21 protein-coding genes and 1 pseudogene are annotated in these 24487 nt (G+C 64.8%); 13 read left to right on the forward strand and 9 right to left on the reverse strand.

All coding sequences use genetic code 11. From position 1 onward, the window contains the following. Positions 1 to 138 precede the first annotated feature (138 nt). Positions 139 to 1467, reverse strand: coding sequence for a hypothetical protein (locus tag ACYU8W_RS13065; protein WP_499469711.1), 1329 nt, complete (start codon positions 1465 to 1467; stop codon positions 139 to 141). A 32-nt stretch (positions 1468 to 1499) separates the two neighbouring features. After that, the gene (locus tag ACYU8W_RS13070) at positions 1500 to 2891 is read right to left on the reverse strand and encodes a hypothetical protein (protein WP_499469713.1); all 1392 of its coding nucleotides are present in this window, start codon (positions 2889 to 2891) and stop codon (positions 1500 to 1502) included. A gap of 240 nt (positions 2892 to 3131) precedes the next feature. Here ACYU8W_RS13070 and ACYU8W_RS13075 point away from each other — a divergent pair, with 240 nt between their 5' ends. Further along, entirely contained in the window at positions 3132 to 3608 is a 477-nt protein-coding gene (locus tag ACYU8W_RS13075; RefSeq protein ID WP_499469715.1) for a GtrA family protein, read from the forward strand. A 34-nt stretch (positions 3609 to 3642) separates the two neighbouring features. On the opposite strand, the gene ACYU8W_RS13080 is transcribed toward ACYU8W_RS13075, so the two are convergent. Continuing rightward, positions 3643 to 4392, reverse strand: coding sequence for a glycosyltransferase family 2 protein (locus ACYU8W_RS13080; protein ID WP_499469717.1), 750 nt, complete (start codon positions 4390 to 4392; stop codon positions 3643 to 3645). A 26-nt stretch (positions 4393 to 4418) separates the two neighbouring features. Continuing rightward, complete coding sequence (locus tag ACYU8W_RS13085; protein ID WP_499469719.1) at positions 4419 to 5093, reverse strand: class I SAM-dependent methyltransferase; 675 nt, start codon at positions 5091 to 5093, stop codon at positions 4419 to 4421. Positions 5094 to 5270: 177 nt separating this feature from the next. On the opposite strand from ACYU8W_RS13085, the gene ACYU8W_RS13090 reads away from it, so the two are divergent. From ACYU8W_RS13090 to ACYU8W_RS13125, 8 genes are all read left to right on the forward strand, one after another. Continuing rightward, the gene (locus ACYU8W_RS13090) at positions 5271 to 7502 is read left to right on the forward strand and encodes a hypothetical protein (protein WP_499469721.1); all 2232 of its coding nucleotides are present in this window, start codon (positions 5271 to 5273) and stop codon (positions 7500 to 7502) included. Between the two features lie 174 nt (positions 7503 to 7676). Further along, positions 7677 to 9086: a tyrosine-protein kinase domain-containing protein gene (locus tag ACYU8W_RS13095; protein ID WP_499469723.1), complete on the forward strand. Its 1410-nt coding sequence runs from the start codon at positions 7677 to 7679 to the stop codon at positions 9084 to 9086. Position 9087: 1 nt separating this feature from the next. Then, a complete protein-coding gene (locus ACYU8W_RS13100; protein WP_499469725.1) occupies positions 9088 to 10950 on the forward strand; it encodes a polysaccharide biosynthesis protein in 1863 nt (620 codons plus the stop codon). A gap of 23 nt (positions 10951 to 10973) precedes the next feature. Continuing rightward, positions 10974 to 12203, forward strand: coding sequence for a DegT/DnrJ/EryC1/StrS family aminotransferase (locus ACYU8W_RS13105; RefSeq protein ID WP_499469727.1), 1230 nt, complete (start codon positions 10974 to 10976; stop codon positions 12201 to 12203). Next, complete coding sequence (locus ACYU8W_RS13110) at positions 12203 to 13285, forward strand: ATP-grasp domain-containing protein (protein ID WP_499469729.1); 1083 nt, start codon at positions 12203 to 12205, stop codon at positions 13283 to 13285. The genes ACYU8W_RS13105 and ACYU8W_RS13110 overlap by 1 nt, the downstream gene beginning before the upstream one ends. Next, positions 13285 to 14145, forward strand: coding sequence for an NAD-dependent epimerase/dehydratase family protein (locus ACYU8W_RS13115; protein WP_499469731.1), 861 nt, complete (start codon positions 13285 to 13287; stop codon positions 14143 to 14145). The genes ACYU8W_RS13110 and ACYU8W_RS13115 overlap by 1 nt, the downstream gene beginning before the upstream one ends. Beyond that, on the forward strand, positions 14142 to 14735 hold the full coding sequence (locus ACYU8W_RS13120) for a sugar transferase (protein WP_499469733.1): 594 nt from the start codon (positions 14142 to 14144) through the stop codon (positions 14733 to 14735). Before ACYU8W_RS13115 ends, ACYU8W_RS13120 begins: the two co-directional genes overlap by 4 nt. Next, positions 14728 to 16257, forward strand: a complete 1530-nt coding sequence (locus ACYU8W_RS13125) for an O-antigen polysaccharide polymerase Wzy family protein (RefSeq protein ID WP_499469734.1) — start codon at positions 14728 to 14730, stop codon at positions 16255 to 16257. Before ACYU8W_RS13120 ends, ACYU8W_RS13125 begins: the two co-directional genes overlap by 8 nt. Here ACYU8W_RS13125 and ACYU8W_RS13130 read toward each other — a convergent pair. Next, positions 16247 to 17518 carry a glycosyltransferase gene (locus tag ACYU8W_RS13130; RefSeq protein WP_499469736.1) on the reverse strand — a complete coding sequence of 424 codons (1272 nt, stop codon included), beginning with the start codon at positions 17516 to 17518 and terminating at the stop codon, positions 16247 to 16249. The genes ACYU8W_RS13125 and ACYU8W_RS13130 overlap by 11 nt on opposite strands. Positions 17519 to 17686: 168 nt before the next feature. On the opposite strand from ACYU8W_RS13130, the gene ACYU8W_RS13135 reads away from it, so the two are divergent. Then, a complete protein-coding gene (locus tag ACYU8W_RS13135; RefSeq protein WP_499470393.1) occupies positions 17687 to 18757 on the forward strand; it encodes a glycosyltransferase in 1071 nt (356 codons plus the stop codon). Beyond that, on the forward strand, positions 18754 to 20187 hold the full coding sequence (locus tag ACYU8W_RS13140; protein WP_499469738.1) for a lipopolysaccharide biosynthesis protein: 1434 nt from the start codon (positions 18754 to 18756) through the stop codon (positions 20185 to 20187). The genes ACYU8W_RS13135 and ACYU8W_RS13140 overlap by 4 nt, the downstream gene beginning before the upstream one ends. Positions 20188 to 20347: 160 nt before the next feature. Here ACYU8W_RS13140 and ACYU8W_RS13145 read toward each other — a convergent pair whose 3' ends face one another. Then, the gene (locus ACYU8W_RS13145; protein ID WP_499469740.1) at positions 20348 to 20980 is read right to left on the reverse strand and encodes a TerD family protein; all 633 of its coding nucleotides are present in this window, start codon (positions 20978 to 20980) and stop codon (positions 20348 to 20350) included. Between the two features lie 791 nt (positions 20981 to 21771). Continuing rightward, on the reverse strand, positions 21772 to 22113 hold the full coding sequence (locus ACYU8W_RS13150) for an excalibur calcium-binding domain-containing protein (protein ID WP_499469742.1): 342 nt from the start codon (positions 22111 to 22113) through the stop codon (positions 21772 to 21774). Between the two features lie 10 nt (positions 22114 to 22123). Between ACYU8W_RS13150 and ACYU8W_RS13155 the strand changes: the two genes are divergently transcribed. After that, a complete protein-coding gene (locus tag ACYU8W_RS13155) occupies positions 22124 to 22441 on the forward strand; it encodes a hypothetical protein (protein ID WP_499469744.1) in 318 nt (105 codons plus the stop codon). Positions 22442 to 22634: 193 nt separating this feature from the next. Here the strand turns inward: ACYU8W_RS13155 and ACYU8W_RS13160 are convergent, their stop codons facing one another. Continuing rightward, a complete protein-coding gene (locus ACYU8W_RS13160) occupies positions 22635 to 22955 on the reverse strand; it encodes an elongation factor 1-alpha C-terminal domain-related protein (protein WP_499469745.1) in 321 nt (106 codons plus the stop codon). Further along, positions 22952 to 23080 (reverse strand): annotated as a pseudogene (locus ACYU8W_RS13165) (sulfate adenylyltransferase subunit CysD); the annotation flags it as partial. The pseudogene ACYU8W_RS13165 and the gene ACYU8W_RS13160, both read right to left, overlap by 4 nt. Before the next feature lie 216 nt (positions 23081 to 23296). Here ACYU8W_RS13165 and ACYU8W_RS13170 point away from each other — a divergent pair. After that, a complete protein-coding gene (locus ACYU8W_RS13170; RefSeq protein WP_499469747.1) occupies positions 23297 to 24322 on the forward strand; it encodes a hypothetical protein in 1026 nt (341 codons plus the stop codon). Positions 24323 to 24487 lie beyond the last annotated feature (165 nt).

Below are 24487 nucleotides of genomic sequence, written 5' to 3' on the forward strand. Positions count from 1 at the left end.
GCGCGACCTGGGGCCGATACCGAAGGCAGGGCAGAGCCCACGCACGAGCGTCAAGACTACCGGGCACACCGAATGCGTCCAAATCATGCAGAAGTGGCTGCCCCGGAGCTCCGGGGCAGCCACTTCGCGGCAGAACGATCAGCGCGTCGGGCGGGCTGCCGCTCGAGCGACGACCTGCTCGGCCGCCTTCTGCTTGGCCGCGAACGCGGGCATGTCGATGGTGAGGCCGAAGTACGCGGTGCGGTCGACGATGACGTCGGTGGCCGCGGCGGCGTTGTAGATCGCGAAGCCCGGGTCGGCGTCCTCGGTCTGCATGCCGTAGGAAAGCGTCATCCCGTTGGCCCGGTTGACGCCCTTGACCAGGTTGAGGCTGGACGTCGTCGGACGGTACGGGTCACCGCCCCACGCGGTGAGCCAGGTCGTACCGAGCGGCGCGGCACCGGTGATGGTGCCCTCGAAGCCGAGCGGGAAGATCCGGTCCAGCTGCGGTGCGGCCTGACGGATGGTTCGTCCGGCGGCCACCTTCACCTTGGGTGCGCCGACGCCGTACCGGGTGTCGATGATCCGCGAGGGTCCGGTGGGGATGCGCACCGAGAAGGGCCCATCGGTCGACGTGACGTACAGACCCTCGGTGTCGACGAGTGCATGCATCGTGGTGTTCGAGGTGTTCTTGACGGTGAACCCGTATTCTCCGGCGCTGTCCTTGCTCAGCGCGACGACCGTCGAGTTGGGCGAGACCTCTCCCTTGACGACGTTGACAGTGGAGGTCGCGGGAGCCGCCCCCACGCCGCTCCAGGTCGCCAGCCAACCGGACGCCGAGGACGACAGGGCGGTGACGTTCGTACGGACGGCGCGCGGCACCATCCCGTCGGTCGTGTCCCAATCGCCCAAGGACACCCGCACCGACTGTCCCGGACGCAGTGCGACCGTCTCGCGGGTGTCGACCATCCTCATGCCGTCCATCGGGACGAAAGACGCACCGGCGGCACCGGTTCCGGACGCGCTGCCGTAATAGCCGATGATGTCGACAGCCAGGTCGAGCGATCCGGTGACGTCCAGCTTGATCCGTCCGTCGGCGCCGACGTCGACGGTGGACGTCGTCGCCCCGGTCCAGTTCGCACCGAAGTTCAGGCTCGAGGTATTCGGCTTGGCCGTGCGCGACGCGTACGCCGTCACCCAGCCGGAGGTGGAGGTCTTGATCGCGGTCAGGTTGACGACGACGGCCGACACCCCGGTGGCGGGCACGCCCGAGCGACCCAGGACGGGGATCGAGACCGATGATCCGGTCACCAGCCGCGCCTTCGGCATGCCGCCGGTGCCATATCGCGAATCAGCGATGCGCCCGGGGGTGGCGTTGTAGTAGGTACCGGCGTTCTCGGCGCCGGCAGCCTGTGCAGGCGCGGCCGCCAAGGCGGTGCCGGTGAGCACGGCCGCGGTGCAGACGGAGACGACTGTGGAGAGCTTCATGTTGATCTCTTCTCGAGGGTTGCGTTGATTGCTCAGTTGAGGGTGTGGGGTTTGCCGGCGACCGGACCGAGCGACGGCGCTGCACCGCTACGAGCCGGTGACTGGGTCTTGACCTGCGCGATGGCCTCGTCGGTCAACTCGAAGCGTCCGGTGATGTCGAGGACGAGGTCGACCGAACCGCTCTGATTGAAGACCGACAGCCCCGGCGTGCACGTCGTCGCGCCGGACGGGCTCAGACAGCCGGGGAGGGAGACGAAGGAGTTCGAGCGGTTGTGTGCCGCCTTCGTGTTGAGCATGCTGGTCGTCGGCCTGGCCTCGCCGGCGCCGAAGAGGGTGAGGAAGGTCGCCCGGGTGGGGTTCGCGGCGGTGAGGACGCCCTCGAAGGAATGCGTTCGGTCGGAGTCGACCGTGCTCGGAACCGCGGCACTGACGGTCTGCTGCGCGCCGACCTTCGCCTGCGGGAAGCGCAACCCGGTGCGGGTGTCGCCGATGCGGGTCGGCCCGACCGGCACCCGCACGGTGCCGATGTTCCCCGGGTCGGTGACGAAGCTGCCGACCGCGTCCAGGATCAGGTGCGCGCTGGAGTTCGAGGTGTTCTCGAAGTGCACCGCGTATTGGCCGTAGCCGGGCCTGGCGGGGTCGGCACCGATACGGCGGACGGGGACGGTGACCAGATTGGCCGAGGTCTCCGCCTCGACGAAGTTCACCGACGAGGTCGACGGCGGCTCGCCCGCACCGCTCCACGCGGTGAACCAGCCCCTGTCGTATCCGCCGGTGGCGGTCATGTTGAACTGCATGGCGGTCAGGCGACGGCCACCGGATTCGTTGAGCGACAACGGGATTCCGATACCCTCACCCGGCGCGAGACGGGAGCCACCGACCTCGTAGCGGCTGTCGAACCAACGCTCGGGCTCGTTGACGGTGTAGAGCGATCCCGCGGCGACGGTCGAGGACGAAGCGGCGAACCAGCCGAGCACGTCGACGGCCAACTGCACCGATGCGCCTCCGGCGGCGAGTCGAATCGTCCCGTCCGCACCGACCGGGACCGTGGCCGTCGTCGCGCCGGTCCAGCCCTTCGGGTAGGTGAGAACGGAGGTCCACGGCTTCGTCGCGCCGCCCGCGTACGCGGTCACCCAACCGCCGGACGTCGGGTCGATCGCGGTGATGTTGACGACGACTGCCTGCACCCCGGAACCCGGGACCCCGCCGCGGCCGGCCACCGCCAGCGAAGCGGACGTGTCCTGCCGCACCCCGCCCATCGGCAGCGCCCAGCCGGTGCGACTGTCGGCGATGCGCGAGGGCGTCACCGCGTGGTACTTGCCGGTGGGGTCGGACGCGGTCGCCCCGGCGTCCGGGGTGGCGGCGAGGAAGGACGTGGCAGCGACGATCGAGACGACGACGGTGGCGAGTTTCTTGGTACGCATGGGGTTCGCTTTCCCTTGAGCGGTCGTCATCCCTGACCGTGACGAACCGCTGAGCATGGCGGACGCTAGTGGCAAAGGCAGGCCGGTGTACCCCGTTTCAGCACAATCGGCAGATCACGGTTCGGGCAGCCCGTTTCATTCGAGGACCCGTCGCCGCGTCGGGGAGTCGGCACGGCGATCCGGACGAGGCCGGTTGCTAGAGTTGCCGCGCCTATCCGCCCCCGAAGGAAGCTCGTGACCGTGACCCAGACCCCCGCCCAGCGTTCGCTCGGGGCACGTCTGCTCGGTCTGGTGCCGCAGTTGATGCGGTTCGGGGTGGTCGGCCTGCTCGGCCTGATCGTCGACGTCGGCGGGTTCAACCTGTTGCGCTTCGGTGGACCGGGCGGCGAGGGCGTGATGCACGAGTACGTGCTGCTCGCCAAACTGCTGTCGTCGTTCGCGGCGACGATCGTGGCGTGGGTCGGCAACCGCTACTGGACCTTCAGACAAACCCGCCGCGAGGAGAAGCACCACGAGTTCGCATGGTTCTGCGGCGTCGCGCTGGTCGGGATGGGTATCTCGCTCGGCTGCCTGTGGGTCTCGCACTACGTGCTCGGCTTCACCTCACCGATCGCCGACAACATCGCCGCCAACGGCATCGGCCTCGTACTCGCCACAGGGTTCCGATTCTGGGCCTACCGCCAGCACGTCTTCAACAACAAATCGCTGGTCGAGTAGGTGCCCAGCCGGCGATCGACACCACACGCCGGTCTCAGTGTGAGCGTGGCGTTCGATCCACCTGGCCGGCGCGAATCTTGTTGCGCTTCAACCGCATCTTCGCCGCGAGGCCCATCATCTCGAACCCGAGGTCGAGGGTCTTCTTGAAGTCGCCGGTCACCGAGGACTCCCCCACGCGCGGCAGGTAGTTGACCGGCACCTGCACGTACTTGTGCCCACTCATCACACCGATGAGCAGCATCTCCAGGCCGAACGCCGAACCGTCCAGCGTCGCGCGCTCGAGCACGTACTCCTTGTGCTTGCGGGTCATGACGCGGAAGGTGCAACCGACGTCCGAGAGGTAGGCGGAGTTGTAGCTGACCTCGATGCCCTTGGCGACGGCCCAGTTGCCCCAGCGCAGGAACCAGCCCATGTTCGAGCCGTCCCAGATGAAGTTCTGGACGGTACGCGAACCCACCACCAGGTCGCACTCGGGAAGGAACGCGAGCAGCTTGCGCAGGTCGTCCGGGTCGAACGTGCCGTCAGGCTCGCAGACGGCGACCAGGTCGGTGTCGGCCTCGCGCAGTCCGCGCTGGATCGCCGCGCCGTAACCCTGGGTCGTCTCGATGACCTCGCGAGCACCGGTGGTGGCGACCTCATCGGAGGTGCCCTCGGCGGCGTTGTTGTTGACGACGATGACCTCGTCGACCTCGGGAATCGCCTCGAACTTGCGGATGCACTCCGCGATGCTGTCCTTCTCGTTGTAGGTCGGGAGGACGACGGAGAGCGTCTGGCCGTTGAACACGTGTGAGTCCTTGTCGAATTCGGTTGTCAGTCAGCGGGATTCGCGACGACGAGCATCTGCCCGGCGAGCGGCTTGATCGGCGAGCGGAGGTAGAACGGCACCAGGAAGGTGAGGTTCGCGCCGGACGACTTCATCGTCAGCGGCATGAACTTGGCGTGCATCTCCTCGATGGCGTAGCCGCGGGAGACCAGGTAGTCCGACAGTGACTGGTCGGTGAAGATCGCGACGTGGGTGTAGTCGTCGAAGTACCGGCCCGGGTTAAGCCGGAAGTTCGGCTGCATGAGCATCAGGCGTCCACCGGGACGCAGCACGCGGCGGGCCTCGTCCAGCAAGCGGTTGGACTGGTCACGCTCGAGGTGTTCGACCAGGTTGGAGGCGAACACGACGTCGAAGGAGTTGTCCTCGAAGCGGCTCAGGTCGGTGCAGTCGCCGACGGCGGTCTCGACGTGCGCAGCAGCAGCACGCTCGACGACGGCGTCGATGTCCATGGCGACTACGCGGCGGGCCTTGATCTTGTTGGAGAAGTCGCACCAGCCGGCTCCGAGTTCGAGCACGTCGTGGTCGGGCTGCACCCAGGTGGCGAAGTGCTTGGCGAGGTGCACCCACACCTTCTCGCGGTTGGCGTCCTGAGCCAGGCGGGTCTCGAAGTAACCCTTTTCGTAGACGCCTTCGGGCGTCGAGGCGTCCTGCGCGTTGGTCACAGCAGAGGTCCTTGTCGGTCTGTGCTTACGCGCCGGCCTGCGCGAAATGCGATGCGACTCTAACAAGCACCTGCGGGGATGTAGCGCCGACAGACCGTACGATGGCCGCGTTCTTCGCGGGCCCACACTGCTTGCCCGCTCCAGCCCGTCGCACCCCATTGCCGGAGGCACCCTCACGTGACTGCCCGAACGCAGGCCACCCGCGCCGGAGCCGGCCTCGGCTCCCTGATCACCTACGCGACCTTGTTGCTCGCGCTGCTGGGTTGGGTGACCTGGGCGGTGATGGACCAGTTGCCGATCGGCAGCCTGGTGAAGGCGGCGGCCGCGACGGGCGTGTTCCAGGTGCTGCCGGGTGCGATGGTCTGGCGTGCGATCCGCCCGCGCAACGGCTGGCTGCTCGAGGACCTCGCGATGGGCTTCGCGATGGGCTTCGCGATCGCCGTGCCTGCTCAGACCATCGCCGGGCTGGTGCACTCGCGCATCCCGGCGTACGTCGTCCCGCTGCTGTTCGTGGCGGTTTTCGCCGCTGTCCCCGTGCTGCGTCGCCGGGTGCTGGAAGCGCGCTGGTCGCCGTTGCCGTGGTGGCTGGGACCGGCACTGGGGTTGATGACGCTCGCGGCCTACCCGCAGACCGAGTCGTACTTCAAGCAGAACCTGCTGTGGTCGGACAAGCCGTGGACGCCGTACATCGACACCTACCTCCACCAGGCGTTGGCCGCGCAGATCCTGACCCGTGGTCCGGTGAGCTGGCCGACGGTGGCCGGTGAGGACCTCGGCTATCAGTGGTTCGCGCACGCCTGGATGGCGCACGTGACGGCAACGTCCGGCGTCCCCCTCGATCACGTCCTGATGCGCTTCCTGCCCGCGATCATGCCGATCGTCGCCGTGGCGAGCATCGCCGTCCTGGGCCTGCGCCTCAGCGGAAGCCCGGGCGTCGGCGCGCTGTCGGCCGCGTTCTCGATGCTGGTCGGCAACGGTCAACCGTGGGGCCTGCTCGGCCTGCAACTGCCGATCACCCCCCTGTCGCCCACCCTCGGCCTCGGCATCCCGACCCTGGTCGCGATGGTGCTGGTGCTTGCCACCAGATGGCGCGGCGAAGCACTGCGGGGTGCCTTCTGGTTGATTCCCTGGCTGACCGTGATCGCGACCGGGACGAAGGGGTCGACCTCCCCTGTGGTGATCGCCGGTCTCGGCCTCGCCGCAGCCGCAATGCTGATCTGGAACCGGCCGATGTTCTGGCCGGTGGTTCGCGACGCCGTGGTCATCGGGGTCTCGCTCATCGTGACGATGGTCGTCGTCTTCCACGGGTCGGTGGCCGGTCTGAAGCTCGGTGTCACCAACTCTGCGAAGCAGACCAGCCTGTCGTCGGTGATCGGTGGTGTGGCTTCGCGCGAGCAGGTGCTGTTCGTCTCCGCCGCCGTCATCATCGCGGCTCTGACCCGTGCGGCGCTCGCCTTCGCGTTGCCGTTCCGCCGCGAGAGCCGAATGGACCCGGTCTCCTGGGTGCTCATCGGAGCCGCCATCGCCGGAGCCGCCGCTCTCGGCCTGTTCTCCCACCCCGGACGCAGCCAGGGATACTTCACACTGACCGCAATTCCGTTGGCTGCCACCGGTTCTGCCATCGGTGCCCGTCAGCTGTGGCTGGCGCTCGGACGCCGCCGCGCACTCTTGCTCGGAGCCTTGAGCGCGGTCGCAGCGTTCGTGTTCTTCAAGGGCATCCTGATGTGGACCGGACGCATCGTGCCGCGCAAGTACGACCAGTTCTGGCAGATCACCACCATCGCCGCGGTCGTCGTCCTCGTGGCCGCTGTGATCGGCGCGTTGGTGGTGCGGCGGCAGTGGTGGCGTGGCGCGCTGACGACGGTCGCGCTAGTCGGCCTATTCGCGGGCGCCGGTTCGTGGATCGATACCTATCGCAAGTCGGTACCGGTGCCGGACGAGCGGCCCGCCACTTTGACGTCGCAGAACGCGACGACGGTCGGCATGCTGCGTGCCGCGCGATACATCCGGGAGCACTCCGAGCCGACCGACCTGGTTATGACCAACCGTCACTGCAAGACGGTGCGCGAGCCGCGCGGTGGGTGCGACAGCCGCCGGTGGCTGGTCAGCGCTTTCAGCGAGCGGCAGATGCTCGTCGAAGGATGGACCGCCACGCCACGAGCCACGCAGATTGCTCCGAACGGCCGGGACTCGATCACCGTCGACTACTGGAAGCCGGAGATCCTCGAACTCAACGACACCTTCATCGCGGCGCCCACGGCGGACGCACAGCGCAGGTTGTGGGACCTCGGCGTCCGGTGGGTCTATGTCGAGACGACGCGTCCCCACGCGAATGATCTGAGCCCCTACGCGACTCTCGGCGTCCGGACGCCGACCGCGTCCGCGTGGAGGTTGAACCCGCCGAAGTAGGCGCCGGACGGCCTACACCCCCAGGGACTTGGCGGATAGTGACACTTTCTTAATCCGTTGATTAGGCAAGCAGTTGACCTGCCCGGTAGCCTCCAAGCGTTTTGTTCGGAAGCTCGAGTTGAGATGGGCCGGGCGGCGAACGCGCAAGGGGTACGCCGGACATCGAGAGGCATCGTGGATCTTCAAAGCTATCTTCGGGTTCTTCGCAAGAGGTGGCGCACGATCGTCACCACAGCACTGATCGTCGTGGGGCTCGCAGCTCTGATGACGGCGCTGACGCCGAAGACCTATCAGTCGAAGGTTCAGTTCTTCGTCTCGACCTCGGACGCTTCGGGCAACGCCCAACTCGCCCAGGGTAGTACGTTCTCCCAGGCGCGGGTGAAGTCGTACACCCAGTTGCTGAAGTCGCCGAAGGTGCTCGACGCTGCAGCGGAGAAGGCCGGCACCGCCGAGAACGGCTCCGGACTCGCGGGCAAGGTGACCTCGACGGTGCCGCCCGACACGGTGCTCATCGACGTTGCGGTGACCGACCGCAAGCCCGAGGACGCCTTCAAGACCGCGAAGGCGATCGGCGAGGTCTTCCCCGGCACCGTCGCCGATCTGGAGCGCGTCTCGGCCGACAAGCCGAGCCCGGTCAAGGTGACGCTGGTGCAGAGCCCGACGGTCAACGACGCGGCGGTGAACCCGAAGCCGATGCGTAACCTCGCTTTGGGCATCATCCTCGGTCTGCTGCTCGGCCTCGCGATCGCCGTCCTGCGCGAGCGGTTCGACAACCGTATCCGCTCCAAGGACGACGTCGAGGAGCTCACCGACATCTCCGTGATCGGCGGAATCCCGTTCGATGCCGATGCACCGAAGCACCCGTTGATCGTGCAGGCCGACCCGCACTCCTCCCGCTCGGAGGCGTTCCGTTCGTTGCGCACGAACCTCCAGTTCGTCAACGTCGCGAAGCACCCGCGGGTCATCGTGATGACGTCCTCCCTGGCCGGCGAGGGCAAGACCACCACGACCGCCAACCTCGCGCTCACCATGGCCGAGGCCGGCGCGAAGGTGGTGCTGATCGAGGGCGACCTTCGTCGTCCGCGTCTGCTTCGTTACCTGGGCATGGAAGGCGCGGTCGGCATCACCGACGTGTTGATCGACCGCGCAGAACTCAAGGACGTCGTGCAGCGCTTCGGCGAGCACGAGCTCGGCGTGGTCGGTGCCGGCCAAATTCCGCCGAACCCGAGTGAGCTGCTCGGCAGTGACGCCATGCGGAAGGTGCTCGACGATCTCAAGGACGTGTTCGACTACATCATCATCGACGCTCCCCCGCTGCTGCCGGTGACCGACGCCGCCATCCTCGGCGCCATCACCGACGGCACGCTGGTAGTGGCGGCCAGCGGTGACGTCACCACCGACCAGTTGCAGGCCGCCCTCGACTCGCTCGACCGGGTCAACGCCACCAAGCTCGGGATTGTGCTCAACAAGATCCCGCGCAAGAAGGGTGGGCGTTACTACGACTACCGCTACCAATACGCCCCCGAAGACCTGGGCACCTCGCGGAAGGACCGCCGACTCATCGGCGGCAAGGCGGACAACTGACGTGAACGGTTTCAAGGGGAACCGCAGCCGACGCGAATGGCTGGTGCAGCTCGGTTGGGCAGGAATCGACTCTGTCGTCGTCGTCTTGGCCGCCTATCTGGCGGCGTGGATCCGCTTCGACCTCAACTTCAAGGAGGCGAACGGCGGCCACGTCGCGAAGTTCGCCGCGCTCGCCGTCGTTGTCCATCTGATCGCCGGCTTCCTGGTCGGTCCCTATCGGGTGGGCCACAAGCGCGGCTCCTTCGAGGAGACCGCCGACGTCGCTCGTGGCGGCGTGTTGAGCATGGTGGTGCTGGCGCTGGTGATCTTGCCCTTCCACTGGCTCACGATCCCGCGCAGCCTGCCCTTCACCGCGCCCTTCTTCGCGGTCGCCGGTATGTTCGCGATCCGGTTCATCATCCGTTCGTACCGCTGGGGTCAGACCGCGGCGCCCGACGAGAGCGTGCCGGTGATCGTCTACGGCGCGGGCGACGGCGGCCGTCAGCTGATCCGCGCGCTGCAGACCGAACGCAACGCTGCGAAGCCCTTCGTGCCGGTGGCGGTGCTCGACGACGACCCCCGCAAGCGGCGGTTGAAGATCGACGGTGTGCGCATCCGAGGCAATGGTTCACGCCTCCAAGAGGTGGCGCAGCAGACCGGCGCGCAGAAGCTCGTGCTGGCGATCCCGTCGGCGTCCGCCGACACCGTCTCGTCGGTGCGTGATGCGGCTCGCCGCGCCAACCTCGACCTGCTGGTGATGCCGCGACTCGACAGCCTGCTCGGCGCGCCCAGCGCCGCCGATCTGCGCCGGCTCAACCTGGAAGACCTACTCGGCCGCGGTCGGGTGGAGCTCGACGCCGACGCGATCATGAAGGCGATCACGGGCAAACGGGTGCTGGTCACCGGCGCCGGTGGGTCGATCGGCTCGGAACTGTGTCGTCAGTTGATGAAGTTCTCCCCCGCCAAGCTGGTGTTGCTCGACCGTGATGAGTCGGCCCTGCATGCCACCCAGATGAGCATGACCGGTCGTGCGCTGCTCGACGACGGCACGCTGGCCCTCTGCGACATCCGCGACCCCGAAGCACTGCGCGAGGTGTTTGAACACGAGCGCCCCGAGGTGGTCTTCCACGCCGCGGCGCTGAAGCACCTCACGTTGCTGGAGCAATACCCGCTGGAGGGCTGGAAGTCGAACGTGCTCGGCACGCTCAACGTGCTGACCGCCGCCCGTGCCATCGGTGTAGAGACATTCGTCAACATTTCCACCGATAAGGCTGCCAACCCCTCCTGTGTGCTCGGTTACAGCAAGCGTCTCGCTGAGCGGCTCACCGCCGGCTTCGCATCGCTCGACAGCGGCACTTACGTGAGCGTGCGTTTCGGCAACGTTCTCGGTTCGCGCGGCTCGGTAATCACCGCGTTCACCGCTCAGATCGAGCGTGGTGGCCCGGTGACCGTGACTCACCCCGACGTCGAGCGTTACTTCATGCTCATCCCCGAGGCCTGCCAACTCGTGCTCCAGGCCGCGGCGATCGGCAAGGACGGCGAGGTGATGGTGCTTGAGATGGGCACCCCGATGAAGATCGTCGAGATGGCCAAGACCCTCATCGACCTGTCGGGCAAGAAGAACATCGAGATTATCTATACGGGTCTGCGCCCGGGCGAGAAGATGAGCGAAGAACTCTTCACCCCTGGGGAAGACATCCAGAAGTCGGAGCACGCGTTGGTCAATCACGTCGAGGTGCCATCGATCTGGCGAGAAGCAGTCGATCAGGCACGACCTGAGACTGGGAACGAGGCTTTCCTGTGGATGCTGCGCGAGAGCAACGGCCACACCGACCCGGCACTGCATCCTGAGTTCAACACCGAACCCCCCTCACACCTAGCCTGACTCGGCCGAAACGAAACGAAACCATGGCTCTGAAACCGATTCCGTTCTCACCGCCGGACATCCGCGAAGAGGACATTGCTTCAGTCGCTGACGTTCTTCGCTCCGGCTGGATCACGACGGGTCCCCGCACGCGTCAGTTCGAAGTCGGGCTTGCCGACGTCTCGGGAACGGCAGACGCCGTTGCATTGGCGTCCGCAACTGCGGGGATGGAAGCCGCACTCAGGGGGCTGGGCATCGGACCCGGCGATGAGGTCATTGTTCCGGCCTACACCTACACGGCCACGGCCAGCGTGGTGCACCACGTCGGTGCGCGCGCGGTCATTGTCGACACTCGCGGGCAGACTCCGCACCTACGCCCCGAAGACGTCGAGTCGGCGATCACACCACGGACAAAGGCCGTGATTCCGGTCGACCTGGCCGGCATCCCAGCCGACCACGCCGCGATCACGGAACTGGTTGCCGCACGCTCCGACGAGTTTTCCCCGAGCTCGCCGATGCAGGAGGCGCTCGGTCGTGTGGCGGTGGTTGCCGATGCCGCCCACTCGGTCGGAGCCGCAGGCGATTCCAGCCCGGTCGGCACGCTGGCCGACTTCACGTGCTATTCCTTCCACGCGGTCAAGAACCTCGCAACCGGCGAGGGAGGCGCGATCACATGGGCCGACGCGCAACGCCTGGGCTCCACCGACGCCGACCTCTACAGTTCGTTGCGCCGTGGCACGTTGCACGGTCAGACCAAGGACGCCCTGCAGAAGAGCAAGGGTGGTTCGTGGGACTACGACATCGTCGAACTCGGCCAGAAAGCGAACATGACCGACATCCAGTCGGCGCTCGGCGTTTCGCAGTTGGCCCGCTTGCCAGAGATGCTGGCGCGCCGCCGTGCGGTGCTTCACCGGTACGCCGAGTTGCTCGCCGACAGTCCCATCGAACTCATCGACCACTTCGCTGCTGGACAATCGTCAGCGCACCTCGCGATCGCGTTCCTCGAAGCCGCCGACGAGTCGCACCGCAACCAGATCATCAATGAGTTGTCCGACGCCGGCATTTCGACCAACGTCCACTACAAGCCGTTGAGTCTCCTCACCGCGTATCAGCAGCTTGGGTGGAAGCCGGAAGACACCCCACACGCAGTGGAGTTCTTCCGCCGCGCAATCACACTCCCCCTTCACACGCTGTTGACCGACGACGACGTCGATCGCGTCGGTCGCAGTGTTGCCGAGGCCGCGACCGCCCACGCTGCGAAGGTCGACGTCTGATGGCCAAGGTCCTCATCCTCGGCGCCGCCGCCGTGCAGGCTGACGCCGTTGTCTCTGCCAAGTCACATGGCCATGAAGTGCACGTCTGTGCCGCCGCGGCTGGTCCTGCGACACCTCTCGCTGACGCGAACGCGGACTTCTCGTTCACGGAATTGGACCATCTCGCCGAGTACGTCCGTGCGCACGGAATCGAGCTGGTCTACTCGGTTGGATCCGACATCGCCATGCCCGTCGTCGGCTGGGTCGGCGAAAACCTCGGACTGCCTTATTTCGTGGGCGAGCAGTTTGCACGAGTATGCAACAACAAGACGATGATGCGCAGCGCACTGGCCGAGCATCACTTCGTCGGTAACCCATGGTTCGCCCGGGTGTCCACCGGCGACCCACTCCCGGACGTCACCGGCTCGGTGATGGTCAAACCCGCGGACTCGCAGGGGCAGCGCGGCATCGCGCGCGTTGACGACGGCGACATCGCTCAGGCAGTCGCGACCGCACAGGCCGCGTCCCGCACCGAGACCGCGATCGTGGAGACATGGTTGGAAGGCCCGGAGATCTCGGTCAACGGGTACTTCGTCGATGGAAAACCAGTCTTCTCCGCGGTCAGCGACCGCCACGTATGGCCACAGCACGTCGGCTTGGTCAGCGGACACACGATGCCGCCCACAACTGTCGACGGAGCGCACGCGGCGGCAGCGTCGGAGATGGCGCTCTCCGCGGCGCGGGTCCTCGGCATCACCGAGGGCCCCGTCTACGCGCAGGTGAAGGCGACAACCGACGGCCCGAAGCTCGTCGAGATCAGCCCGAGGCTCGACGGCTGCCACATCTGGCAGCTGATCCGCGACACCTATGGTGTGGATCTGCTCGACAGGCTGTGGGACCACCTGCTCAACGACACAGCACCCACCCCCCTGAGCACCACGCCTCGCGGCACGTTCGGAATCGATTTCGTCTGTGCGGTGCCGGGCACCGCGGCCGCCTACGACCGCTCCGACATCATCCGCTACTTCGAGCCCGGCGATATCGTGCGTCCAGTCAACGGCCGGTTCGACAAGATCGGCTACCGGATCGGACCTCGCGACTGATGCGAGTAGTTGTCACTGGGGGTTCGGGTGCGGTCGGACGCCGCCTCGTCGGCGAACTCCGCGCGGGTGGCGACGACGTCGTCGTGCTCGGGCGCACCGCCGCCGCGTCCGAGGGCGTTGTCGCGACCACTTACAGCACCGCCGCCTTAGCCTCTCACCTTGCCGATGCCGATGCCGTTGTCCACCTTGCTTGGCGTCGCACACCAGCCGACTCGTTGGAAGCCTTCTACCCGAGCATCTCGGCCACCGAGAACCTCATCGCCGCGGCGGCAACGGCCGGGGTGCACCGCCTTGTCTTGGCAAGTTCCATCTCCGTCTACTCCGGCACCCCTCCGTGGCTCGAGAATGGCCGCCCTGTGCCGGCGACGTCATACGGCCACAGCAAGTTGATCGGCGAAGATCTCATGGAACGAGCTGCCCGCCGCGGATTGAGCACAGCGTCGCTTCGAATCGGCCATGTGTACACGGACGACGAGGACAACGACTACGCCGTGAACCGCTTCATTCGGATGGCAGAGGCGGGTCAACCCATCACGGTTACCGGTGACTCGCGCCGCACCCGCGACATGGTGTATGTCGCCGACGTGTGTCACGCGATCCGACAGACACTTTCCGTTGCAACGACCGGGCCAGTGAACATCGGGTCGGGTGCGCCCGTCAGCATGGGGACGATCGCCCGAGCTGCCATCGAAGCGTTCGGAGGTCACAGCACACTCGACGACCAAGAGTCGCCGGCCAGCGGCGACGGCAGCACCGCGATGGATCTCGATCACGCAGCCTCCACGCTCGGGTATGCGGCCGAGTACGACATCACCCACGGAATGCTCGACATCGCGAAGCGAAGGGGAACGAAGCGATGACCTTCTACCGCAACCACGGAAAGCGGATGCTCGACATCACCCTCGCTGTCGTGGGTCTGCCCGTGCTCGGCGTCGCGTCACTTGTGGCGGCACCCGCCGTGCGACGTGACGGCGGCCCCGCCATCTATCGCTCGACCCGTGTCGGCGCCGGGCTGCGCGAATTCACGATGTACAAGTTTCGCAGCATGACCGTGAACGCCGCCGACATCCGCAATGCGGACGGCTCGACCTTCAATTCGACCGACGATCCTCGGGTGACAAAGGTCGGCGCGATCCTCCGCAAGACTTCAGTCGACGAGCTTCCGCAGATCCTGAACGTCCTCAGAGGCGACATGAGCTTCGTGGGACCGCGCCCGAGCCCGACCGGCAACCGCGACCGTTATGACGAGCTGGCTCTGCGCCGCTTCGAGGTGCGCCCGGGCATCACCGGTCTCGACCAGGCGATCAACCGCAACTCAGCGAGCCTTGCTGAACGTTTTGCAAACGACGCCCGCTATGTCGACGAGTGCACGCTCCGGATGGACCTTTGGATCCTGGCACGAACCTTCGTTCGTGTGGGCTCGCAGAAGGGTCTGCACCGGAATGGCTAAGGTGCTCCTACCGCGGGCAGGCGCGATGCAAGGCCGCCGTGCTGCAGCAGAACCGAAATCAATTGCTGGTGTCGCAATTGCCCTTTTCGGCACATTTGCCACGTTAACCACCCTCATCTACGGCGTAAATCAATCGTCGGCGGAGATTTCTACGCTCGCCACCGCTGCCATGGCGGTTGTCGCAATCACCGTCTTCTGGATCGACCGACAACGCTCGTTCGCGCTCCTTGCTTTCACCCTCTGCTATAGCCTTTTTCTGCTCGGCCGCCAAACGCTTAATCTGTTTACTGGAACACCAGACGATGAGCGCGGCGTCTTAGGAACAGGCGCCCCAGGACCAAACGACCTCGCGCACACAAATGCAATTCTCTTTCTTGGACTGGCTGGGCTCCTCACGGGGTGGCTGGTTGCAGGGCGTACAAGAGAGGTTCGCAACCCAGTCGCGCGCCCCCTTGACCCGGCCATCCGCCGCGCGGCGGCCGTCTTGCTCGTTCTCACGTTGCCTGTTGAGCTGTACAACACCTGGTCCACTGCCAGTGCCATGGGCGATGTTGGATTCTTCGAAGGCCGACTTTCAGCCGCTGGCGCACCACTTTATATCCGAGCCCTGAGCGCCCTCTTCCATCTCTCATTCTTCTCCTATCTCGCAGCACGACCTAATCGGCGCGGCGCCATCCTGGCATGTGCCATATACCTCTTCGTTGGCGCTTTTAGTCTAATCACACTCGTGCGATCAGACTTCATCTTGAACACGACCGTCGTGATGATGTATGCCTATTACCGCCAGGTCAGCCTCGGTGAAAAATGGTTCACGCGTGGCGGCATAATCGGTGTGCTGGTCGGAAGCCCATTCGTGCTAGCACTGATGAACAACCTTGGCGCCGCACGAGGGCGCGTTGTCGGCTCGTCGGAAGGCTTCCTTTCGCCGATCTTCGACTTCATACGAGCCCAAGGCGTGACGATCCAAGTCCTGGTCTACAGCCAAGAGTACTCAGCATGGATGCCCAAGGATCGTTGGTATAGCTTTGGACCTTTCATCGAGTCGGCGCAACGAATCAGTGCCCTTGTAACGGGTGGGACGCCGCCAGCGCTACAAGGGCAGACGGCGGATCGAGCACTCAATGGCCACCAACTCTCCCACACGATCAGTTATCTCATCGCACCAGTCGACTACGTACGCGGCGTCGGCTACGGGTCGACTTACGTCGCCGAGCTACTCCTTGATTTCGGCATCGCCGGTGTCATTCTCGGATCGATAGTCTATGGATTACTCTTAGTTCGCGCGAGCAGTGCCCTCAACGGCCGCTTCATCCCGACAGTAATTACGCTCATGCTTCTCAAGGGGGCGTTGTTCGTTCCGCGCGCCAGCTTCGTGCAACCGCTCGTCGACCCCTTTGCGCTACCAAGCCTCATCGCAATACCAATCCTCGCAGCCACCGTTCTTTTGGTCGCCCATACCAGACTTGGGAACCCGTTGCGCCATCCCCGCAATTCGACCGAAGACACCAACCTCAGCGCCTGAGCCGCACCAATTCGTCTGCAAACTCTGCGTAGACCTGGTCAGCAGACCAACCCGACTGCCAGGACGCCCGAGCACCCTCGCTCAACTCCTGGAACCCTGAGTCGGACAGCTGTGCCAGCTCGCTCAATGCACGTGCGACCTCGTCAGCCCCGACCTCAACGGGCAGCAATACACCGTTCTGGCCATCCTCCACGATGTCTGCAGACCCGCCCGCCGCGGTCGCAAGGACTGGAACCGCATTTGCAAATGCCTCCATGATCGAAACGGGGACCCCCTCCGACTGAGAAACATTTACGAACACGGATACAGGGTGCGACGCGTAGTGGGCCAGCACCTCGGCGTTGGACACATGACCCCGCAGCGACCAAGCTCCCGACGGAAGCTTTTCACTTACTTCACCTCGAAGCTTCTCGAGTGCGTCCCCGTCACCGCCGAAATGCGTCCAATGGAACGGAACTGCGTTGGCCGCTAAAATTGCCAACGCATCCACGATGAGCGGTACGCGCTTGACTGACTTCAGCGAAGAACACGAGACAATCTCAAAGGGATCATTTGACCTAGAGTGCAATTCTGCCGGCCCAAGAACCCCTAATCGCCGCACATTCACCTTGTGTGCAGCATCCGGCACGTCGTGCAGGATGGCCGCCCGACCCTCTCGTGACACTGGGTAAACGCGATCAAGTCCGCCAACGAGTGCCGCCCTCTGTGGAAGGAACTTCAAGGGACTCGCAGAAACCACCACATCATATCGATGGGCGCGGGACACGACGGCCGTCGCTCGGGAGCCCAACTCCTGCTCTAGCAGAATTGCTGCAAAGGCAGTCACATAAAGCCAGTAGGAGTAGATTGCGACACTATCCGTGGGCCCCACAGCAGCAAGCACCCGTCGCCTAGCCCGATACCAGAAGGCAATGGACCTAGTGGTGAAGTAGGAGTCGTACGCGAGCCTGGCAGGATGGCGCTTTCCTACCCCGCGGAGCCAACCCGACCGTATCGCGCTCGGCAGGTAGCGAGCAGCGTCGCCGATGCGCGCCAAGGTACGGCTCGGCATGTCGACAGCCACAACCGTCACGCGTGCCGGAAGTGAGCGCGTCTGCTCCATCCAGGGCTCATACATCACTGGGACGATAATGACCCTGCGGAAGCGTTCCACAAGGTGCGGCAACTCTGTCTCGATGTACTCCTCCCCTCGGTGGAACGGGAAGTAGTTAGTGAACAACACCACGCATTGGGAATCTGGTGTCACGTCGAAAGCGCCCATCTTGTGGAGTTACGGTCAACTCATCGTACCCGTTGGGGCCACCACGAAACGCTGTGGGCTCCATCCGTCGCGCCTGTCAGTATGATGGACACGTTGCTCAATTGCTAAGTGCCCCGACCTGAAAGGACTGCGATGACGGCGCAGCGCCCTCGCATTTTGTTCGTGGGCATGACTCACAACCCCGGAGGGAAGGAGTCGTACATCCTCAGTGCGTTCGAGGCCATTAGGGACCACTACGACTGCTGGTTCCTTGCCGATCGGCCGCGACTGGCACACGAAGAAGCGCTTCTGGCCAAGGGGGCGACCATCGCCCGAGTGCGCCCTCGCGGCTCATCGCCGATGGGTTACTACCGCGACATTCGACAATTGTTTGTACGTGAGCAGTTTGATGTTGTTTGGTGCCACCAGAGCGTACTCAACACCCTCGCACCACTGTCGGCAGCAAAGCGCTCCAAGACTCCCACCAGAATAATTCATAGCCACTCGACACAGAATCTGGGAACCTGGGTGGCCGGCGTTCTTCATCCGATTCTCCGACACCGATTGCCGGCTGTAGCAAACACGTTTTTTGCATGCTCAAGTGCGGCCGGAAGGTGGCTCTTCGCAGAACATCCATTTGTAGTGATGCCCAATTCATTCGACACCGGGCGCTTTTCCTTCGACCCCAACATGAGGATCGGCGTTCGATCTAATTTGAATATCTCGGGATCAGCGTTCGCAATGATTCACGTTGCCCGCTTTGGTACCGAAAAGAACCATAGCCTAGCGGTGTCAGTGCTCGCGGAGATGGCTAAGTCCAGGCCCGATGCCGTTGCAATATTCGTGGGTGACGGGCCGTTGAGACCGGCCGTCGAGGAGCAAGCTCGCTGTCTTGGCCTCACGGAGAACGTACGCTTCCTCGGCCTTCGCGACGACGTCCCGGCTCTCCTCCAAGCTGCCGACGTCGCTATTCTCCCGTCAACGTTTGAGGGACTTCCGTACTCAATTCTCGAAGCACAGGCGGCCGGACTTCCGTGCGTCGTGTCGACCGGAGTACCAACGGAGGTTGATTTGACTGGGAACGTTGACTTCCTCACGCTAAACTCCCCGATTCGAGAGTGGGCGGAGACCATCCTTCAAGCACCGACAAAGGCGCCAAGGCTGGCCGGGGCGACTCCGCTTTCCAAGACGCCGTACGACAACCGACACAACAGCGCTGCCCTGCTTGAAGCCATTAACTCGCCAGACCTGCAGGCATGACATCCAAGTCACAACTGAGTCTCGCGAAAAATGCGTTCCACACCGTCGGAGGTACGGTGCTCGGCAGCGCACTCCTCGCTGCGCTGCTGCTTCTTATGCCGAAGTTCCTGGCAAAGGACGATTTCGGGTATTACCAGCTGTACTTATTCTATGCAACCTACCTCGGGTACCTGAGCTTCGGGATCGCGGACGGCCTCTTCCTGCGTTTCAGCGGCTCAACGCTCGCCAAGATCCCCCGGCGAACCGTCGCGACCCACCTCTGGGCCCTTGCCGGCGTGGCCGGCATCGTGCTCGGGCTGGGCGCACTGCTCGCATACTTATTCATCGATAGCCCTGGAACATCGGCGGTCATCGCACTCGCTTGCCTCTCCACCTGGTTCTATCTGCTGCGCTGCCTCCTCACCTTTGTGTATCAAGCGGCAAACGATGCTTCGCTCTATGCCCGTGCAACGGTCCTCGAGCGCACCGCGCATGTCGGGCTCGCGATCGGTGTGCTAGCCGCAGGCTACCGAGGGTTTGAACTGTTCCTCTGGACGGACGTCGTAGCTCGGCTCGCCGGACTCGCCTTTACTCTCTATGCGGGGTGGGAGTTCGCCTCCGCGAGACCCTCTGCATCACGAGCAACACGATCGGATCTCGCTGAGTCGATCCGTGGCGGACTGTTCATTAATTTGTCTGCCCTTGCAACGGTGTTGGTCACAGCGGTCGCGCGCTTCGCGGCCGAACGCGGCTTCGGTATTGAGACGTTCGCCGAAATGTCGCTCGCGTTTTCCCTACAGAACATTGTTCTCACCGTGATCGCACCACTGAGCTTGGTAATTCTTCCAAGTATCCGCCGTCAGCCAGCCGATCGTATCCCGTCCATCTATCTCGCTGGGATCTCTAGAGTTACACCCCTGTTGATGGCTGCGCTCGCAATGTATGTTCCGCTGCTCGTTGTCACTCACCTCTGGCTGCCAACATATCGACAACTTCCATTGTTCATCGGCGCACTGATGCCGATGATTGTGTTCGAAAGCCGCACGCGAGTGTTTGCGATCCCATTTCTTCAAGCTATCCGCCGCGAACGCACACTTGCGTTAGTCAACGCGTGCTGCTTGGCACTGTCGATCGGCCTTTCGTGGATCGCTGTTTCTGTCGTCGACTCGGCCTATGCCCTCGTCCTCTCGCTAACTGTTGTCATCATCGTTCGAGCGCTATGGCTCGAAACTCTCACACAGCGCAGACTCGGCGTTTCGCGCGGGTTCATCGGACTTGTTGAGTTGATCATCGTCGGCCTCTTCCTGGCAGCCTCCAGCGAAGACGCAGCGGTGTGGTGGTGGATTGTTCCAACGGTTGCCTGGCTCGGCTACCTCGCACACGAGCGCGACAGGCTGCGAACGCTTCTTGGGCAGGTCCGAGCACCGTCATCCCGTTTCGGAGATGGATGATCCGCCACCCGATGAACCTGGCTTCAGATCAGCGAGCTGACGGGGCGGCAAGAAGGGCATGAGCCCTGGTAGGAGGTGGAGCGCAAGCTCTGACACACGTCCCAACATGACGAGCGCCCCGGTCAATTCGACCGGGCGCTCTCGCTGAACTGGCGTCGACCTACTTACGCCCGGCCTGCCACTGCAGTCCCCATCCGTACTTGAGGTCCAGGTCGCGCTGGCTGCCCTGCACGTACTCGACCTGGCGCGTGACCATGACGCCTTGCGGCGTGTTCTGGATCAGCGCGATCGAGCAGATGCGCGCCGAGTTGTTGGGCGAGTCGAGCTTCACTTCGACCTGCGGACCCGACGTCGGGAAGAGCGTGACCACTCCGTCGACGGCGGCCCAGTTGGGGGCACCTTCGTAGATCATCGCGAAGATGAGGATGCGCCGAAACACGTCGGGCTGGGCCAGGTTGATGTGCATGTTCTCGCCGCCGGCGACGGCACCGGAGCGGTCGTCACCGTCCAGCTGGATGAACGGTGGGGCCTGCAGCGCACCGTAGCTGTTGCCGAGCGCCTGAATCACACCCTTCTGCCCGTTCGACAACTCATACAGGCAGCCGAGGTCGAGGTCGACCGCGCTGCTCGCCTGTGCCGCGGCGGCCAGCTTGCTGAAGAGTCCCTTCTTGGCCGGTGCCGCTGAACCCTGCGACCAGTTCAGGTTCACCCGCATCGCGCCCTGGCTCTCGCCGCGCTTGGCGAGGTTCACCGTCGGTGCGCTCTTCGACAAGGTGACCTTGCTCAGGTTCACCCCGCCACCGGTCGGTCCGTTCTGTGCAGACGGGCCGTTCGCTGACGGCTGGGGTCGTGTGAAGTCGATCGCCATGGGACGCCCTCTCGTGGTGACGAAGCCCAAGGCCGCGTCGGTTTCCTCCGTGTCGCGACCACGCTAACCCCGCGCCGACCCTGAAAGTCGATCGTGCGGCTCGACCTCACCGTGTGTCACGGGTCCGACCTCGTCACCCGTAGCCGCATCCCATGCGCCACGCTCGAGCACAGGCGCCGACTGCTGTCCAGATCGCTCTGGCCGACAACCGCCGGTTGCCCCTTCAGGAGGGTGGTACACAAAGCAGAAAAAGTGTCGTCACCCTATGACGTTGCGCGCGCGAGAGCGGGTCGGTCACAGCGATACAAAGAGCCATCAAGTGGGACGTCCATCTGCCCGCCTCGGCGTCCGCGGCGGCACCGTCGCTGGGCGGCCCGGTCGTGCTGGTGCCCGGGACTTGACCCCCACCGGTCAGTTACGAACGAGGTTGTCACGCCCCTGAGCCTCTCGAGGACTCCTCACGACGGCGATGCAGCTTCGGCACTGCCGGCCGCTCGACTGGCCCATGGTTCGCCCGCCATATAACAGGACGTGAGTCGCAGGCTCGGTGAGCCGCCGTGATTGCTGTGTCATTCCCCCGGTCCGGGGCGACTGAGCAACGCCGATCGACTCTGCCGGAACCGGCAGCGCAGTGGAGTCGCTGCTCGAGACCGCAGCATGCAGTGGTGCGACAGCGCGCCGTGCCGGTGGACGACTCCAGCTACTGCGGTCGATCCTCACCGTTCGCAGGCGACCCCGTCGCCATCGCGGTCGAGTTTGCCGGAGTAGCCCGGCTGCCCACGGTAGATCGGGGCAGCGCCGGCGGCCTTTACCGCAGAACAGTTCGCGTAGTAGGTCGACGACCCGCCACCAACCACGCCGAGCGGTGCGGACGGGGTGGGCTTCGGAGCCACGTACGTGGGTTCGGGCGCAACGTAGGCGTTCGTCGTCGTGGCAGCCACCGGCTCGCACGCCACTCCGTCACCGTCACGGTCCAACTCGAGCGAGTAGCCGGGATCGCCCTCGCGCAACGGCGCGGCACCTGCATCGCGGACCTGCTCGCAGCTCGTGTACCGCACGACTGCTGTGGTGGTCGTCCTGGTGGACGTCTGCACCGGCGTGGTCGTTGACGTCGCGACCGGTTCGCTGGTGGTGGTCTCAGTAGCAGTTGCCGGCCGGACGCTCGATTCGGACGGCGCCGCGGAACTGACCGTGGATGACGGAACCGAGGAGGTACTGCTGACCAACGCCTGCACCGCGGTTGCCGGACTTGAGGTTGTGCCGGCTGCCTGCGTCGGCTTGTCCTGGCCCTGCACGGCAGCACCGACGGAGCCCAACAGAAGCAGCGCGGGAATGATGACGCGCTTTCGCTTGTACCAGGGTTTCGAGCCGGGGGCGGGTGCCTGATTCTGTTGAACATAGGCGGGGTTAGAGCCCGCCAGCGGCGGGGTCTGCTTCTTCTTCATTACGTGCTCCGGGACTGGTCGGACAGGGACACCCGGGGCCTCTCGCCGTTATGGGACCGCGGTTGCGGATCGAGTGTCCTTGATCTCGTTCTGGTTCGCAGCCCGTTGCCGGAATTGGCAGGGATTGACCGGCGTTACCGACCGTTGACCAACCCGGCGCCGACCGTGGCGCCGCTGGCTTCGTTGATCAGGATGAACGAACCGGTGGAGCGATTGTCGGCGTAACTGTCGACGACGAACTGCTGCGACAACTTCAGACTGACCTCACCGATCTCGTTGAGCCGCAATCCATCCGGAGCTCCGAACGGTTCGAGGGTGTTGACGTCCAGCTGGTGGGCGAGGCCGCGGACGATCGCCCGGCCCGACCGGGTCGTGTGCTTGATCGCCAGCTTTTGCCCGACCCGAAGTGGCTGCTGGGTCATCCAGCAGACGGTCGCGGTGACGTCCTTGCTCACCGAGGGAAGTAGCCCTCTTTCTTGCGGTCTTCCATCGCAGCCTCGGGGTAGCGGTCGTCTCGCCGGGTGGCGCCACGCTCGGTGACGCGCGCGATCGCGACCTCCTCGATCACCTCGTCCAGCGTGGACTCGGTGCTTGCGGCGTGACGCATGCCTTCAACCTCGCAACGCGGGCGAATGAGGGGCTACGACGCGAGTCGCTCCTGCGTGGCCTACGACGCGGCCTACGCCTTTCAGGTCGGTGGGACAACGATCGCCAACGCAACCACATCTTCTGCCGGTCCGAGCCGCATGACTGAGACGCGTCTGCGTCCGAAGGGCGTAGATGTTCGAATGGCCGGATGCGCGCATCGCACACCCGCCGCCCGGTGACCCACGCGTCGGCGGGCACTGACGTCGCTTGGGTGGTGGTGTCGGCGATCGTCACGATCCTGGTGACCCGCGCCTACCTCGTAGCCACCGGCTTTCCCCAGGTCGGCGGCGAGATCTTCCACATCGCCTACGCCGTATGGGGCGGATTGCTGCTCATGATCGGTCTCGCGATCGCACTGGCCTTGTCGAACCGCTGGGCCGGCGCGCTCGCGGCCGTCCTCGGCGGCGCCGGCGCCGGACTGTTCGTCGACGAGATCGGCAAGTTCATCACCCAGGACAACGACTACTTCTTCCCGCTCGCCGCCCCGATCGCCTACGCCGTCCTTGCTGTCTTCGCTTACCTCGCCTACCGCGTCGGGCAACGCCGTCGGCGCAGTGCCCGCGCCCATCTGTACGCCGCACTCGAACTCATGCAGCCGGCGCTCGACGGCCCACTGAACCAGCACCAGATCGACCTCATCGACGAACCCCTTTGTCGTGCAAGTGAATTCGACACCGACACCCAAACCGAAGCGATCATCGACGGTTTGAACCATGCTCTCGACGAAGCCAAGCAACATGTCGTTGCCGCCGACACCACCTGGGCCGGTCGCCAACTCACCCGTCTGCAGTCGCTCGAGGAACGACTGCTGCCGGCCGACCGCGTCCGCCGCCTGACCCGGTTCGCGCTTGCCGTCCTCGGGACCGTCGGCGTCATCGGCGGCCCGGGCGTGTGCGCGCTCGCCCTGTGGCACCTGTTCGGTCCGCCGTCGCTACAGGGCAACAACAGCCTGCTCGGCGACGACTTCGGCCCAGTCACGTGGACGGCCGCCGCGGTCACCGCGGTGCTCGGATTCGCCGCGGGCGTCCTAGCCTGGCGCGCTGTGCGCAGGCTGGGCCCGGACGGCGACGAACACCGATCCGGCACCCGCTCCGGTGTCGGTTCGGTCATCCTGCTGCTCGGCGGCGTCAACCTCACCAGCGCCTACTTCAACCAGTTCCTCGTGCTCGTGTAGGCCACCGCACAGGCTGCCGTGCTGGCGGCACTGGTGCGCCTCGACCACCGAACCGGGTCACCGCCACACATCTCGGACCTTGGGGCTATAGCACGAATCCACCGTCGCCAAGATCCTGGATTTCCATCAGCATCGCCATCTGTTTCTGGACCTCGGCGCCATCGT

Source organism: Yimella radicis (assembly GCF_054778255.1).